Annotated in this window: 13 protein-coding genes; 12 read left to right on the top strand and 1 reads right to left on the bottom strand. The window is 64.5% G+C overall.

What is annotated here, in order from left to right; all coding sequences use genetic code 11:
* Positions 1-142: 142 nt before the first annotated feature.
* The 10 genes from rpsB (at position 143) to bamA (ending at position 12,035) form a co-directional block, all read left to right on the top strand.
* Positions 143-979 (top strand): 30S ribosomal protein S2, encoded by an 837-nt coding sequence (gene rpsB, locus XdyCFBP7245_RS01065; protein ID WP_104613984.1) that lies wholly within the window; start codon positions 143-145, stop codon positions 977-979.
* 170 nt (positions 980-1,149) lie between these two features.
* A complete protein-coding gene (gene tsf / locus XdyCFBP7245_RS01070) occupies positions 1,150-2,028 on the top strand; it encodes a translation elongation factor Ts (RefSeq protein WP_104613985.1) in 879 nt (292 codons plus the stop codon).
* Positions 2,029-2,309: 281 nt separating this feature from the next.
* A complete protein-coding gene (locus tag XdyCFBP7245_RS01075; protein WP_104613986.1) occupies positions 2,310-3,833 on the top strand; it encodes a sensor domain-containing diguanylate cyclase in 1,524 nt (507 codons plus the stop codon).
* A gap of 106 nt (positions 3,834-3,939) precedes the next feature.
* Positions 3,940-4,662, top strand: coding sequence for a UMP kinase (pyrH, locus tag XdyCFBP7245_RS01080; RefSeq protein ID WP_046963035.1), 723 nt, complete (start codon positions 3,940-3,942; stop codon positions 4,660-4,662).
* A 196-nt stretch (positions 4,663-4,858) separates the two neighbouring features.
* Positions 4,859-5,416: a ribosome recycling factor gene (frr, locus tag XdyCFBP7245_RS01090; RefSeq protein ID WP_104613987.1), complete on the top strand. Its 558-nt coding sequence runs from the start codon at positions 4,859-4,861 to the stop codon at positions 5,414-5,416.
* A 17-nt stretch (positions 5,417-5,433) separates the two neighbouring features.
* A complete protein-coding gene (uppS, locus tag XdyCFBP7245_RS01095) occupies positions 5,434-6,195 on the top strand; it encodes a polyprenyl diphosphate synthase (protein ID WP_170068430.1) in 762 nt (253 codons plus the stop codon).
* Positions 6,192-7,019, top strand: a complete 828-nt coding sequence (locus XdyCFBP7245_RS01100) for a phosphatidate cytidylyltransferase (RefSeq protein ID WP_039423350.1) — start codon at positions 6,192-6,194, stop codon at positions 7,017-7,019. Before uppS ends, XdyCFBP7245_RS01100 begins: the two co-directional genes overlap by 4 nt.
* Positions 7,020-7,021: 2 nt before the next feature.
* Positions 7,022-8,212: a 1-deoxy-D-xylulose-5-phosphate reductoisomerase gene (locus tag XdyCFBP7245_RS01105; RefSeq protein ID WP_104613989.1), complete on the top strand. Its 1,191-nt coding sequence runs from the start codon at positions 7,022-7,024 to the stop codon at positions 8,210-8,212.
* 26 nt (positions 8,213-8,238) lie between these two features.
* Complete coding sequence (rseP, locus tag XdyCFBP7245_RS01110) at positions 8,239-9,585, top strand: RIP metalloprotease RseP (protein ID WP_104613990.1); 1,347 nt, start codon at positions 8,239-8,241, stop codon at positions 9,583-9,585.
* 83 nt (positions 9,586-9,668) lie between these two features.
* Positions 9,669-12,035 (top strand): outer membrane protein assembly factor BamA, encoded by a 2,367-nt coding sequence (bamA, locus tag XdyCFBP7245_RS01115; protein ID WP_170068432.1) that lies wholly within the window; start codon positions 9,669-9,671, stop codon positions 12,033-12,035.
* A gap of 75 nt (positions 12,036-12,110) precedes the next feature.
* On the opposite strand, the gene XdyCFBP7245_RS01120 is transcribed toward bamA, so the two are convergent.
* Entirely contained in the window at positions 12,111-12,302 is a 192-nt protein-coding gene (locus tag XdyCFBP7245_RS01120; protein ID WP_104613992.1) for a hypothetical protein, read from the bottom strand.
* A gap of 127 nt (positions 12,303-12,429) precedes the next feature.
* Here XdyCFBP7245_RS01120 and lpxD point away from each other — a divergent pair, with 127 nt between their 5' ends.
* On the top strand, positions 12,430-13,443 hold the full coding sequence (gene lpxD, locus XdyCFBP7245_RS01125) for a UDP-3-O-(3-hydroxymyristoyl)glucosamine N-acyltransferase (RefSeq protein WP_104613993.1): 1,014 nt from the start codon (positions 12,430-12,432) through the stop codon (positions 13,441-13,443).
* Positions 13,440-13,898 carry a 3-hydroxyacyl-ACP dehydratase FabZ gene (gene fabZ / locus XdyCFBP7245_RS01130; RefSeq protein ID WP_104613994.1) on the top strand — a complete coding sequence of 153 codons (459 nt, stop codon included), beginning with the start codon at positions 13,440-13,442 and terminating at the stop codon, positions 13,896-13,898. The genes lpxD and fabZ overlap by 4 nt, the downstream gene beginning before the upstream one ends.
* Positions 13,899-13,901 lie beyond the last annotated feature (3 nt).

Consider the following 13,901-nt stretch of genomic DNA (forward strand, 5'->3'; position numbering starts at 1 on the left):
CAGGGTTCGTCGCGGAGGCAACAGGGAAGCCCAACCCCGGAATCTTGTGCGTGTGATGCGAGCGTCTTCGCAATATCCGCACTCCCTGCGCTGACTTCAAACAACAGCTGCGCTCGGCGATTCCGCTACCAGGAGTTTTTCAATGCCTCAGGTCACCATGCGTCAGATGCTGGAAGCCGGCGTCCATTTCGGCCACCAGACCCGCTACTGGAACCCCAAGATGGCGCCGTACATCTTCGGCGCACGCGGCAAGATCCACATCATCAACCTCGAGAAGACCGTTCCGCTCTTCAACGACGCGATGAACTTCCTCTCCTCGATCGCGCAGAAGCGCGGCACCGTGCTGTTCCTGGGCACCAAGCGCAGCGCGCGCGAGTCGATCAAGGAAGAAGCCGAACGTTGCAACATGCCGTTCATGACCCAGCGCTGGCTGGGCGGCACGCTGACCAACTTCCGCACCGTCAAGCAGTCGGTTGCCCGCCTGAAGGAACTGGAAGCCGCTGAAACCGACGGCACCTTCGAAAAGCTGGTCAAGCACGAAGTGCTGGGCCTGCGTCGCGAGCGCGAAAAGCTGGACGCATCGCTGGGCGGCATCAAGGAAATGAACCGCCTGCCCGACGCGATCTTCGTGATCGATATCGGCCATGAAGACATCGCCATCAAGGAAGCCAAGAAGCTTGGCATCCCGGTGATCGCGGTGGTCGATACCAACTACGATCCGGCCCTGGTCGACTACGCCATCCCGGGTAACGACGACGCCATCCGCGCCGTGCAGCTGTACGCACGTGCCGCTGCCGATGCCGTGCTGGAAGGCAAGGCGGCTGCGCCGAACTCGGCGTCGGTGCGCGAAGAAGAGTTCTCGGCTGACGCCGGCGACGAAGGCAAGGGCCGTCGCGCCCCGGCCAAGAAGGCCGCCGAGAAGAAGGCCGACGCACCGGCCGCTGCTGCTGAAGCACCTGCGGCACCGGCTGCCGAGTAATCGGCATGCAATGCGGCCGCCCCATGCTGGGCGGCCGCAGCCCCGACGGGTCCATCGCGCCCCGTCGCTGAGGCCACCAAAGATTCTTACGGGGACGGCCCGCATGCTGCACCGTCTCCTCACTGGCGGAACATTTCCGCCGTACGCATTCGTCCATACGAGGTAATTCCATGGAAATCACTGCTTCCCTGGTCAAGGAACTGCGCGAGCGCACCGGCGCCGGCATGATGGAGTGCAAGAAAGCACTCGTCGAAAACGCTGGCGACATCGATGCCGCTGCCGAGTGGCTGCGCAAGTCGGGCCTGGCCAAGGCCGACAAGAAGGCTGACCGCGTTGCCGCCGAAGGCCGCATCGCCACTGCACAGGCCGGCGGCAAGGCCGTGCTGGTCGAAGTCAATTCCGAGACCGACTTCGTCGCCAAGGATGAGAACTTCCTGGCCTTCACCGAGGTCGTCGCCAACGCTGCACTGACCTCCGACGTCGCCGATGCCGATGCGCTGAAGAGCGTCAAGCTCGACAGCGGCGAGACCATCGAAGAGCGCCGCGCCGCGGTCATCGCCAAGGTTGGCGAGAACCTGCAGGTGCGTCGCTTGGTCCGTATCGACAGCGCCAACAACGTCGCAGCCTATGTGCACGGCGGCCGTATCGGCGTGCTGGTCGAGCTGAAGGGCGGCGACATCGAGCTGGCGCGCGGTATCGCGATGCACATCGCTGCCATGAACCCGCCGCACGTCAAGGCATCCGACGTGCCGGCCGAGTTTGTCGCCAAGGAAAAGGAAATCGAACTGGCCAAGATGTCCGAGAAGGACAAGTCCAAGCCGGCCGAAATCCTTGAAAAGATCATCAGCGGCAAGATCAGCAAGATCGTCAACGAAGTCACCCTGTACGGCCAGCCGTATGTGCTGAACACCGATCAGACCGTCGAGCAGGCCGTCAAGGCGGCTGGTGCCGACGTGATCGGCTTCCAGCGCCTGGCCGTTGGCGAAGGCATCGAGAAGGTGGTGGAAGACTACGCCGCCGAAGTGATGAAGCAGGCCGGTCTGGCCTGATCTTCGCCACAGCGTAAAAAAAAGCCGCGGCCATGCCGCGGCTTTTTTTTGCTTGCCACTCCGCGCTGCATCGAAGCGCGCGAAGCTGAAGCGCACACATCCGTGGTGCCTGCAACCGACCTCGACGCTATAGATGTCGTCGGCCGTGCCGCTAAGCCTAGATGCCAACCAGACTCTCAGCACCCCTCACGCATGCGTTCCAGCGCAGCGATTGCGAGCCGTGGCGTGCTCAAACTCACCGAACGCAGCTGTATGCTTGCGCTCACTGTTGGCGATGACTCATGCAACCAGATCTTCAGGCCGCCCTGCACTACTGCCGTAACCTGCCCTCGCCGCCCGGCGTCGCGCTGCGCATTATCGAGCTGGCGCAGGACCCGGATGTGGACATGACCACCGCCGCGAAGGTCATCGGCATGGACATGGCACTGAGCGCACGCATGCTGCGCGTGGCCAATTCGCCGCTGTATGCCAGTCGCCGCCGTGTCGATAACCTGGGCCAAGCGCTGACCATGCTCGGCCTCAACGCGACCCTGAGCCTGGCGCTGGGGTTTTCGATGGTGCACGGCGTGCGCAGCACGTTCGCCGCCCATCCGTTGCACGAGCGTATCTGGCGTCGCGCCGGGCTATGCGCGCTGGCCAGTCGCATCCTGGGCCAGGCCTACGGCATCCGCAAACCCGAAGAATTGATGCTGGCCGGCCTGCTGCAGGACATCGGCAAGCTGGCGCTGCTGCAAGGCGCGGCCGAGCTGTATGCGCCGCTGCTGGAACAGGCCACCGACAATGCATCGCTGCTGGATGCCGAACGCGAACACCTGGGCGCCACCCACGCCGAGATCGGCGCCTGGCTTGCGCACCAGTGGCAGCTGCCGCACTACCTGCAGAACGCGATCGCGCAAAGCGAAGAAGAACCAGCGGGCCTGGAACCCTTCATGGCCTGCGTCGCGCTATCCGGGCGCCTGGCCGACATCTGGCTCTCCGCCAGTGCAGCCACCGCCACCGAGCATGCGCAGCGCCAGGCGCAGGACGTGCTGGAACTGGACGCGGAACGCTTCGAAAAAGTGATCGAACGCATCGCCGAATCGTTGCCCGAGCTCGAAGCGTTATTCGACATCCGCGTGCCGCAACCCGAGCACATCCAGCTGATCTTCGAGCAGGCGCGCGAGCTGGCGACGCTGCGTACCCTGCGCGAATTGCAGGACGTGGCCGAAGCGCGCCGACACGCCGACGAATCGGAAAACCGCATGCGTCATCTGGCCGAACAGGCCAGCCGCGATGCGCTGACCGGCGTGTTCAACCGGCATCAGCTCGGCACCGCATTGGCACATGAGTTCGAGCTGGCATCGCGGCAGAGCTGGCCGCTGTCGATCGCCTTCATCGACCTGGACGACTTCAAGCGCGTCAACGATGCGCACGGCCACTTGGTCGGCGACGAGGTGTTGCGTAATTTTGCGCAAACCCTGCAACGCATGGTGCGCACCAGCGACCTGGTGGCGCGCTATGGCGGCGAAGAATTTCTGGTGATCCTGCCCAACACGCCTGCCGATGCGGCGTTGATGGTGATCGAGCGCATCCTTGCCGAAACCGCGCGCACGCCGATGGCGCAACTGCAGGGCGGCCCGCTGCACATCACCTTCTCTGCGGGCCTGGCCACGCATGGCGGCATCGAGCGCCAGTTCGAAAGCATCGAACATCTGCTGCAGGCCGCCGACAGCACGCTGTACCGCTCCAAGCATCGCGGCCGCAACCGCGTCACCGCCTACGATGCGACCGATGTCCCGACGCCACCGAACCCGCGGGCACACTGAGCAGCGCGTCACCTCGATGACGACAAAGGAATTTTTACCACGCCCGGTGGCAGGCTTCCGCTAGAATTGCCGGCGTTTGCCGTCCCCCACCCCCGAGGTCTCCCCCATGTCTGAACTTTCCTATCGCCGCATTCTTCTCAAACTTTCCGGGGAGGCGCTGATGGGAGACGGGGATTACGGCATCGACCCCAAGGTGATCAACCGCCTTGCCCATGAAGTGATCGAAGCGCAGCAGGCCGGCGCACAGGTCGCGTTGGTGATCGGCGGCGGCAACATCTTCCGCGGCGCCGGTCTTGCTGCCAGCGGCATGGACCGGGTCACCGGCGATCACATGGGCATGCTCGCCACCGTGATCAACGCGCTGGCCATGCAGGACGCGCTGGAAAAGCTCGGCGCCAAGGTGCGCGTGATGAGCGCGATCAAGATCAACGACGTCTGCGAAGACTTCATCCGTCGCCGCGCCATGCGTCATCTGGAAAAGGGCCGTATCGCGATCTTCGCCGCCGGCACCGGCAACCCGTTCTTCACCACCGATTCGGGCGCGGCGCTGCGCGCGATCGAAATCGGTGCCGACCTGCTGCTCAAGGCAACCAAGGTCGATGGCGTGTACGACAAGGACCCGAAAAAGCACACCGATGCGGTGCGCTACGACAGCCTGACCTACGACGAAGTCATCATGCAGGGCCTGGAAGTGATGGACACCGCCGCCTTCGCGCTGGCACGCGACAGCGACCTGCCGCTGCGCATCTTCGGCATGAGCGAACCCGGCGTGTTGCTGCGCATCCTGCGCGGCGAGCAGATCGGCACCTTGGTACAGGGCCGTAGCTGAGGTTTGGGATTCGGGAATCGGAATTTGAGATTCGTGAAAGCGTGAGCCTGGCACTTCTCGCGCCCGATCCACCGCATCGCCTGGCGTGAATGCGCCAGGCAGGTGAACCGGCTGCGCCGGCCCATGCAGGCCGGCGAGTCGTGAAACCCCAGTCCCGGCTATAATCCCCGGATTCAGCTCCACACGGATTCCGGCGATGCTCAACCAGATCAAACAAGACGCGCAGGCGCGCATGACCAAGAGCATCGATGCTCTGCGCCATTCACTGACCACCGTGCGTACCGGCCGCGCTTCGCCGGCGCTGCTGGACGGCATCAAGGTCAAGGCCTACGGCACCGATACCCCACTCAATCAGGTTGCCAGCATCAGCGTGTCCGAAGGCCGCTCGCTGGTGATCAGCCTGTTCGACAAGGGCATGATCAAGGATGTGGAAAAAGCCCTGTACGCCTCGGATCTGGGCCTGACCCCGACCGTGGTGGGCACCGTGATCCGTCTGAACCTGCCGCCGCTGACCGAGGAGCGCCGCAAGGAGCTCAGCAAGTCCGTGCATGGCGAAGGCGAAGACAGCAAGGTGGCCATCCGCAACATCCGTCGCGATGCCAATCAGCAGGTCAAGGATCTGCTGAAAGACAAGAAGGTCACCGAAGACGAGGCCCGTGGCGCCGAAGACGACATCCAGAAGTTGACCGACAAGGCCATCAAGGATGTGGATGAGGTCGTCAAGGGCAAGGAACAGGAATTGATGACGGTCTGATCGTGGCATCGCCTGCCATGCATCCAGTCCCTTCTACCGACGCGATACCGCGCCACATTGCCATCATCATGGATGGCAACGGGCGTTGGGCGCAGCGTCGGCGACGTCCGCGCATGATCGGCCATCGCGCCGGTGCGCGGGCGGTCAACCGCACCATCGATTTCTGCCTGGAAAAAGGCGTATCGGCACTCACCCTGTTCGCGTTCTCCAGTGAAAATTGGGGCCGTCCGCAGGAGGAAGTCGATGCGCTGATGAAGCTGTTTCTGCATGCGCTGGACCGCGAGGTCGAAGAACTGCAACGGCGCGGCGTGCAGGTGCGTTTCATCGGCGAGCGCAGCCGCTTCGCTGCGCCGCTGCGCGAGCGCATGGCCGCTGCCGAGCGCACCACCGCCGGCAACGCGCGGCTGGTGCTCAGCATCGCAGCCAGTTACGGCGGCCGCCAGGACATCGCGCTGGCCGCGCGTGCGCTGGCCGAAGAGGTGGCTGCCGGGCGTCTGCAACCGCATCAGATCGACGAGGCCCTGCTGGCCAGCCGGGTCGCACTGGCCGACCTGCCGGCGCCGGATCTGTTCATCCGCACCGGCGGCGATACCCGCATCAGCAATTTCCTGCTCTGGCAGCTGGCCTACACCGAGCTGTGGTTCACCGAAACCCTGTGGCCGGAGTTCGATGCCGGCGTGCTGCAGCAGGCGCTGGACGACTATGCCGGGCGCGAACGCCGCTTTGGCCTGACCAGTGCCCAGATCGCCGACAAGGCGACGGAGATCTCCTCCGCATGACCAAGACCCGCGTGATTGCCGCGCTGATCATGGCGCCGCTCGCCATCTGCGCGATCGTGCTGCTGCCCACCCAATGGCTGGCGGCGCTGGCGGCGATCCTGTTCCTGACCGGTCTGTGGGAGTGGCTCAAGCTCTCCGGCATCGACGACAGCCTGCCGCGCACCGTACTGCTGATGCTCAATCTGCTGCTGATGGTGCTGATGGTGTGGGCCTCGGCCGGTTCCATGGTGCTGTTCCAAATCGCCGCCCTGGTGGGAGTGGTCTGGTGGGTCCTGGCGCTGCTGTGGCTACGCTTTTTCACCTTTGGCGCCGATCACGGCAACGGCCAGGCGCGCGCGCTCAAGCTGGCGGCCGGCACCCTGGCGGTGCTTCCGGCCTGGGCGGCGCTGGTGCTGCTGCACGCCAACCCGGACAAGGGCAACCTTTGGCTGCTGACCGCCCTGACCATGGTCTGGGCGGCCGACTCGGGGGCGTATTTCGCCGGGCGCGCGTTCGGCAAGCACAAGCTGGCGCCGCGCATCAGCCCCAACAAGACCATCGAAGGCCTGCTCGGCGGGATGGTTGCCGGTATCGCGGTGGCCTGCGCGTTCGGCTGGCTGGCCGGGCTGACCCTGGCGCATGTGCCGCAACTGGTTCTGGTCGCGGCAGTTGCGGTGCTGGCGTCGGTGCTCGGCGACCTGTTCGAAAGCCTGCTCAAGCGCCACGCCGGCGCCAAGGACTCGGGCACGGTGATTCCCGGCCACGGCGGCGTGCTGGATCGCATCGATGGCGTGCTCGCCGCCCTGCCGGTGTTCGCACTCGGCAAGGAAATTCTCGGATTCTAAGCATGGCTGGCTCTTCTCCCCGCCAGGTCGCCGTCTTCGGCGCGACCGGCTCGATCGGTACGTCGGCACTGGACGTGATCGCCCGCCATCCGCAGCGGCTGCGCGTCAGCGTGCTGTCCGCGGGCCGCCAGGTGGATGCCTTGCTGGCGCTATGCGCCACGCATCGACCTGCGCATGCGGTGATTGCCGACGAGGCGCTGTACCCGGCCCTGCGTGACGGCTTGCGTGCCGCCGGCCTCGCCACCCAGGCGCACGCCGGTACAGCGGCGCTGGATGCGCTGGCCGGCAGCGATGCCTGCGACACCGTGGTAGCTGCCATCGTGGGCGCCGCCGGCCTGCCTTCGACCCTGGCCGCCGCTCGCGCCGGCAAGCGCCTGCTGCTGGCCAACAAGGAATCGCTGGTACTGGCCGGCGAGCTGCTGACCCGCACCGCGGCCGCGGCAGGCGCGGAGATCATTCCGATCGACAGCGAACACAGCGCCATTTTCCAATGCCTGCGCTCGTGCGACGCCAGCCGCGGCGTGCGTCGGGTGGTCCTGACCGCCTCCGGTGGCCCGTTCCGGGGCTGGGATCGCACCGCGCTGGCGGCAGTGACGCCCGCGCAGGCGGTTGCGCACCCGAAGTGGTCGATGGGCCCGAAGATCTCGGTGGATTCGGCCACCCTGATGAACAAGGGCCTGGAAGTCATCGAGGCGCATCATCTGTTTGGCCTGACCGGCGAGCAGATCGATGTGCTGGTGCACCCGCAGAGTCTGGTGCATTCGCTGGTGGAGTTCGTCGACGGCTCCACCCTGGCCCAGCTCGGCCTGCCGGACATGCGCACCACCTTGGCGGTGGGTCTGGCGTGGCCGGAGCGGGTGGAATCGGGTGTGGCAGGACTGGATCTGCTGCAACAGGGGCGGCTGGATTTCGAAGCGCCCGATACAGCCGCATTCCCGTGCCTGCGCCTGGCCTGGGAGGCTCTGCGCGCCGGCGGAACCGCGCCTGCGATCCTGAACGCAGCTAACGAAGTGGCTGTTTCAGCGTTTCTTCAGGGCCAGATAGGTTTCCTAGCGATCCCTGCGTTGGTCGAACACACGTTGACAACGCTCCCACGGCACAATGCCGACTCCCTCGACATCCTGCTTTTTGCCGATGCGCAAGCCCGGCAAATCACCGAACGCGCCCTCGCCAACCACGCCCTTCATGCCTGATCGATCCACGCAGCCGAGTTGCATCCATGGGTGATTTCATCGGTTCGGTCTGGTGGATGATCGTCAGCCTGGGTCTATTGGTGACATTCCACGAATTCGGGCACTTCTGGGTCGCGCGCCGCTGTGGCGTCAAGGTGCTGCGGTTTTCGGTGGGCTTCGGCAAGCCGCTGTGGATGCGCCGCGACCGCCACGGCACCGAGTTCGTGGTGGCCGCGATTCCGCTGGGTGGCTACGTCAAGATGCTCGACGAGCGCGAAGGCGACGTGCACCCGGCCGAACTGGATCAGGCGTTCAATCGCAAGACGGTGTGGCAGCGCATCGCGATTGTAGCTGCCGGCCCCATCGCCAACCTGCTGCTGTGCATGGCGATGCTGTGGGCCATGTTCGTGGTCGGCAAGCAGGATTATTCGGCCACCGTCGGCCGCGCCGATGGCCTGGCCGCCGAAGCCGGGCTGACAGCGGGCGAGCGCATCGTGCGCATCGACGGACGCAGCGTGAGCAGCTGGAGCGATGCCAGCATGCAGCTCACCACCGCGGCGATGGACAAGCGCGACATCCAGGTCCGCACCGCCGCCGAGGGTGGCGGCAACAACGAGCACACCTTGCGTCTTTCGCAGTTGCCGGTCGGTTTCGACGAGCGCCGGGTGGCATCGCTGGCCGGCATCGGCTGGCAGTTCATGTTGCAGCCGCCGGTGATTGCCGAGGTAGTGCCAGGGTCGGTGGCCGACGGCCTGCTCAAGCCGGGCGATCGCATCGTGGCCATCGATGGCCAGCCGATCCGCTCGGCCGAAGACATCATTCCGCAGGTGCAGGCGCTGGGCGCGCACGGCGGGCCGGGCATGATCGAAGTGGCGCGCGGCGAAGACCGCCTGGCGCTGGAAATCGCACCGCGCAAATCGCCGCAGGGCCAGTGGATGATCGGGGTCCGCCCGGCCGCCGCACCGGCGCCGGAATACGACAGCCGCCAGCAGTACGGCGTCTTTGCTGCGGTGCCGGCGGCGATCCGCGAAACCGGCAAGATGACCGCCGATTCGCTGGGCATGATGAAGCGCATGCTCACCGGCCAGGCCTCTGTCAAGAACATTTCCGGCCCGGTCACGATTGCGCGCGCGGCCAACGCCTCGGCCGAACGCGGGCTCGACTGGTTCCTGTATTTTCTGGGATTGCTGTCGCTCAGCCTGGCGATCATCAACCTGATGCCCATCCCGATCTTGGACGGTGGGCATCTGCTGTATTACCTTATTGAGTTGGTCAAGGGCAGCCCGATCAGCGAACGGGCCATGATTGCCGGGCAATATGTCGGCCTGGCGGTCCTGGCCGGGTTGATGGGACTGGCGTTCTACAACGATATCCTCGGCCTGGTTCCACGATGAAATTGCTCCACTCTTTCCGCCTGTTGTCGTCGTCATACGCCGGCACCCAGCAACACCCGAAATCGACTCCAACCGGATGTGACATGACGCGTCTTCCCACTCGCCGCCTGCTTGCCCTCGCTCTCGCCGCCGGCCTCAGCCTGCCAGCCGTTGCCCTGGCCGCAGAGCCGTTCGTTGCCAGCGACATCCGCGTCGACGGCCTGCAGCGCATCGCTTCCGGCACCGTGTTCACGTATCTGCCGGTGAACCGCGGCGACACCGTGGACGATGCCAAGGTGGCCGACTCGATCCGGGCGCTGTACCGCACCGGCTTCTTCGAAGACGTGCAGCTGGACCGCCAGGGCAACATCCTGGTGATCACGGTCAAGGAACGTCCGGCGATCAACAAGCTCACTGTGACCGGCAACAAGGACATCAAGTCCGAAGAGCTGCTCAAGGGCCTGGGCGATATCGGCCTGACCGAAGGCGGCACCTTCGACCGCCTGAGCCTGGACCGCGTGACCCAGGAACTGACCCGTCAGTACAACAACCGCGGCAAGTACAACGTCGAGATCACCCCGACCGTCAGCCCGCTGGACCGCAACCGCGTCGATGTGGCCATCGCGATCAAGGAAGGCAAGGCGGCCAAGATCCGTCACGTCAACCTGATCGGCACCGAAAAGTTCGCCAACGAAGACATCCTGGAGAACTGGGAATCCAAGGAGCACAACTGGGCCTCGTGGTATCGCCGCGACGACCAGTACTCCAAGGAAAAGATGTCCGGCGACCTGGAGAAGCTCAACTCCTGGTACCTGGACCGCGGCTACGTGGACTTCAGCATCGACTCCACCCAGGTGGCCATCAGCCCCGACAAGCGCGACATGTTTGTCAGCGCCGGCGTCACCGAGGGCGAGCAGTACAAGATTTCCGACATCAAGGTCACCGGCGACACCGTGCTGCCGCAGGCCGATATCGAGCGTCTGGTGATTCCCAAGGCCGGCGATATCTTCTCGCGCGCGCTGCTGGAGTACACCTCCGATGCGATCACCAACACGCTGAGCAACGTCGGTTACGCGTTCGCCAAGGTCAACCCGATTCCGACCCCCAACCGCGAGGACCGCACCGTTGCGGTGAACCTGCAGGTGGTGCCCGGCCCGCGCGTGACCGTGCGCCGCATCCTCTACAAGGGCAACAGCCGCACCTCCGACGAAGTGTTGCGCCGCGAAATGCGCCAGTTCGAAAACACCTGGTATTCGCAGGCGGCAATCGACCGTTCCAAGATCCGTCTGCAACGCCTGGGCTACTTCGAGTCGGTGAACGTGGAGACCCCGGCGGTACCTGGCAGCAACGACCAGGTGGACGTGATCTACGACGTCAAGGAAACCACCTCCGGCAGCTTCGTGTTCGGCCTGGGTTATTCGCAAAGCTTCGGTGTGACCACCTCGGTGCAGTTGTCGCAGAACAACTTCCTGGGCGGCGGTAACCGCGTGGCGGTGGAAGCCTCGCGCAGCACCTTCCAGCAGCGTTACGCCTTCTCCTACACCAACCCGTTCTTTACCGACGACGGCGTGTCGCTGGGCTACAACCTGTCGTGGCGTTCGCTGGATTACTCGGACTTCAACACCGCGCAGTTCAACAGCAAGAACGGTTCGGCGCAGGTGGTGTTCGGCGTGCCGATCACCGAGAACGACACCGTCTCGGCCATGATCGGCATCGACAGCAACCAGATCACCACCTTTCCGGGCACCACGCCGCAGGCGATCGTCGATTACATCGATGCGATCGGCACACGCACCTTCCATGCCTGGCGCAGCGAACTGGGTTGGGCGCGCGATACCCGCAACGACTTCTTCATGCCGACCCGCGGCATGTACCAGCGCGTCGGCCTGGAAACCACCCTGCCCGGTTCCACGGTCGAGTACTACAAGCTCAACTACCAGATCTCCAACTACTGGCCGATCATCCCGGCGCTGGTGTTGAACACGCGCTTCGAGCTGGGCTACGGCGACAGCTACGGCAACGACAGCACTCGCGTCGTGGCCGGCCCCAATGGCACCTCGCGCACCATCACTGCGACCGGCCTGCCGTTCTACGAGAACTTCTACGCCGGCGGTACCAACTCGGTGCGCGGCTTCGAAGACAATACCCTGGGTCCGCGTTCGGAGCCGATCAACGGCTTCACGCGCGGCCAGCCACTGGGTGGTTCGTTCAAGACCGTCGGCTCGGTGGAAATGTATTTCCCGAAGCTGTTCGACAGCCCGTCGGCGCGCGTGTCGGCGTTTTTCGACTTCGGTAACGTGTACGACGGCGTGGACAACTTCAAGGCCAACGAGTTGCGCGCCTCTACTGGTGTGGCGCTGTTGTGGCGCGCCCCGGTCGGCCCCATCTCGATCAGCTACGCGTTCCCGCTGAAGAAGGAAGACAACGACGAGATCGAGCGCCTGCAGTTCACCTTCGGCGGCCAGTTCTAAGACGCACGCAAAACAATGGCGGCCCGACTGGTCGGGCCGCCATTGTTTGTCTGTGGTACCAGACGCGTTACGGGTTCAGAAGTAGCTCTGGAACAGCGTGCTCAGGCAGCTCGCCGTCCCGCTCCAATCGGATGTATCGACACACTGGACCTGCTGGTCCCAGAAGTTCTGAGCGTCGGCACGCTGCTGCGAAAGATCATCGGCCGAAGCGCTGCTGACTGCGCCCAGCAGGACGACGCCGGCAAACATGGAGAGGAGAGTTTTCATATGCTTCTTCCTGGGTTAGCCGCTCGGTTGCGGCCAAGCAACAGATACGCCTGACTGTTTAGCAAATTCTTGGCGATGTTTTTTTTCGGTAAAAACAGCCACTTACTGTTTACGCGAGGTTTACCTGATGCCCCTGACCGCCAGTGCGATTGCCGAACAATTTGGTCTGACCGTCGTGGGCGACGGCGCGACTGAGGTCACCGGGGTAGCGACGCTGGCGCACGCTGGAGCCGGCCAGCTGAGCTTCCTGTCCAACCCGCGCTATCGGCCGCAATTGGCTGAGACACGCGCTGCGGTGGTGGTGGTGCGCGCCGACGATGCCGAGGCGGCGCACGGCACCGTGCTGGTTGCCAAGGACCCGTACACCGCATTCGCCAAGATCGCCGCGTTGTTCGACGTGGCGCCAGTGCGCGAGCCCGGCATTCATCCCATGGCGGTGATCGATCCCAGCGCGCAGGTGTCGCCTGGCGCGCATGTCGGGCCGTTTGTGAGCATCGGTGCGCGTAGCCGCGTGGGCGATGGCTGCATCATCGGCACCGGCAGCATCATCGGCGAAGACTGCGTGGTGGACGATGGCAGCGAGCTGATCGCCCGCGTCACCCTGGTCACCCGGGTGCGGCTGGGCAAGCGCGTGCGCATTCATCCCGGCGCGGTGATCGGCGCCGATGGCTTCGGCCTGGCGATGGATGCCGGCCACTGGATCAAGGTGCCGCAGCTGGGCGGTGTGGTGATCGGCGACGATTGCGAGATTGGCGCCAACACCTGCATCGACCGTGGCGCGCTGGAAGACACCGTGCTCGAAGAAGACGTGCGCGTGGACAACCTGGTGCAGATTGCGCACAACTGCCGGATCGGCGCGCACAGCGCGATCGCCGGCTGCACCGGCATCGCCGGCAGCGCCAAGATCGGCCGCTATTGCCTGCTCGGCGGGCATGTCGGCGTGGTCGGCCACCTGGAGATCTGCGACAAGGTCGTCATCACCGGCAAGTCGGTGGTGCGCAATTCCATCCATGAGCCGGGCGAGTATTCGTCCGGCACCCCCCTCACCGACAATCGCACGTGGCGCAAGAATGCCGCGCGCTTCAAACAACTCGATGCGCTGGCAAGGCGCATCCTGGCTGTGGGCAAGGAGAACGCATGAGTCACCCCGTTTACGAGCTGCCGATCGACGTCAGCCAGATCCACACGCTGATCCCGCACCGCTACCCGTTTCTGCTGGTCGACCGGGTCATCGAACTGGATCTGGACGCCAAGCGCATCGTCGGGCAGAAGAACGTCAGCATCAACGAGCCGTTCTTCCAGGGCCACTTCCCGAACCGTCCGGTGATGCCTGGCGTGTTGATCATCGAAGCGCTGGCGCAGGTCGGTGGCGTGATGACCCAGCTCGGCCTGGGCCGCGATGCGTTGTCCCAGCTGTTCTACATGGTCAAGGTGGACAATGCCCGCTTCAACAAGCAGGTGATCCCCGGCGATGTGCTGATCATGGAGGTGCAGATGAAGCGCCTGATCCGCAACGTGGGATGCTTCTATGGCGAGGCCAAGGTGGATGGCGCAGTAGTGGCCAGTGCCGAGGTGATGTGCGCCGGCGCCAGGTAATGA

Origin of the sequence: Xanthomonas dyei (genome assembly GCF_002939865.1) — a bacterium.
GTDB classification, from domain to species: domain Bacteria; phylum Pseudomonadota; class Gammaproteobacteria; order Xanthomonadales; family Xanthomonadaceae; genus Xanthomonas; species Xanthomonas dyei.

What these genes read in the sequence shown, in the direction of transcription:
- rpsB (WP_104613984.1), top strand. Translation starts at nt 143, where the DNA reads ATGCCTCAGGTCACCATGCGTCAGATGCTGGAAGCCGGCGTCCATTTC.
- tsf (WP_104613985.1), top strand. Translation starts at nt 1,150, where the DNA reads ATGGAAATCACTGCTTCCCTGGTCAAGGAACTGCGCGAGCGCACCGGC.
- XdyCFBP7245_RS01075 (WP_104613986.1), top strand. Translation starts at nt 2,310, where the DNA reads ATGCAACCAGATCTTCAGGCCGCCCTGCACTACTGCCGTAACCTGCCC.
- pyrH (WP_046963035.1), top strand. Translation starts at nt 3,940, where the DNA reads ATGTCTGAACTTTCCTATCGCCGCATTCTTCTCAAACTTTCCGGGGAG.
- frr (WP_104613987.1), top strand. Translation starts at nt 4,859, where the DNA reads ATGCTCAACCAGATCAAACAAGACGCGCAGGCGCGCATGACCAAGAGC.
- uppS (WP_170068430.1), top strand. Translation starts at nt 5,434, where the DNA reads ATGCATCCAGTCCCTTCTACCGACGCGATACCGCGCCACATTGCCATC.
- XdyCFBP7245_RS01100 (WP_039423350.1), top strand. Translation starts at nt 6,192, where the DNA reads ATGACCAAGACCCGCGTGATTGCCGCGCTGATCATGGCGCCGCTCGCC.
- XdyCFBP7245_RS01105 (WP_104613989.1), top strand. Translation starts at nt 7,022, where the DNA reads ATGGCTGGCTCTTCTCCCCGCCAGGTCGCCGTCTTCGGCGCGACCGGC.
- rseP (WP_104613990.1), top strand. Translation starts at nt 8,239, where the DNA reads ATGGGTGATTTCATCGGTTCGGTCTGGTGGATGATCGTCAGCCTGGGT.
- bamA (WP_170068432.1), top strand. Translation starts at nt 9,669, where the DNA reads ATGACGCGTCTTCCCACTCGCCGCCTGCTTGCCCTCGCTCTCGCCGCC.
- XdyCFBP7245_RS01120 (WP_104613992.1), bottom strand. Translation starts at nt 12,302, where the DNA reads ATGAAAACTCTCCTCTCCATGTTTGCCGGCGTCGTCCTGCTGGGCGCA.
- lpxD (WP_104613993.1), top strand. Translation starts at nt 12,430, where the DNA reads ATGCCCCTGACCGCCAGTGCGATTGCCGAACAATTTGGTCTGACCGTC.
- fabZ (WP_104613994.1), top strand. Translation starts at nt 13,440, where the DNA reads ATGAGTCACCCCGTTTACGAGCTGCCGATCGACGTCAGCCAGATCCAC.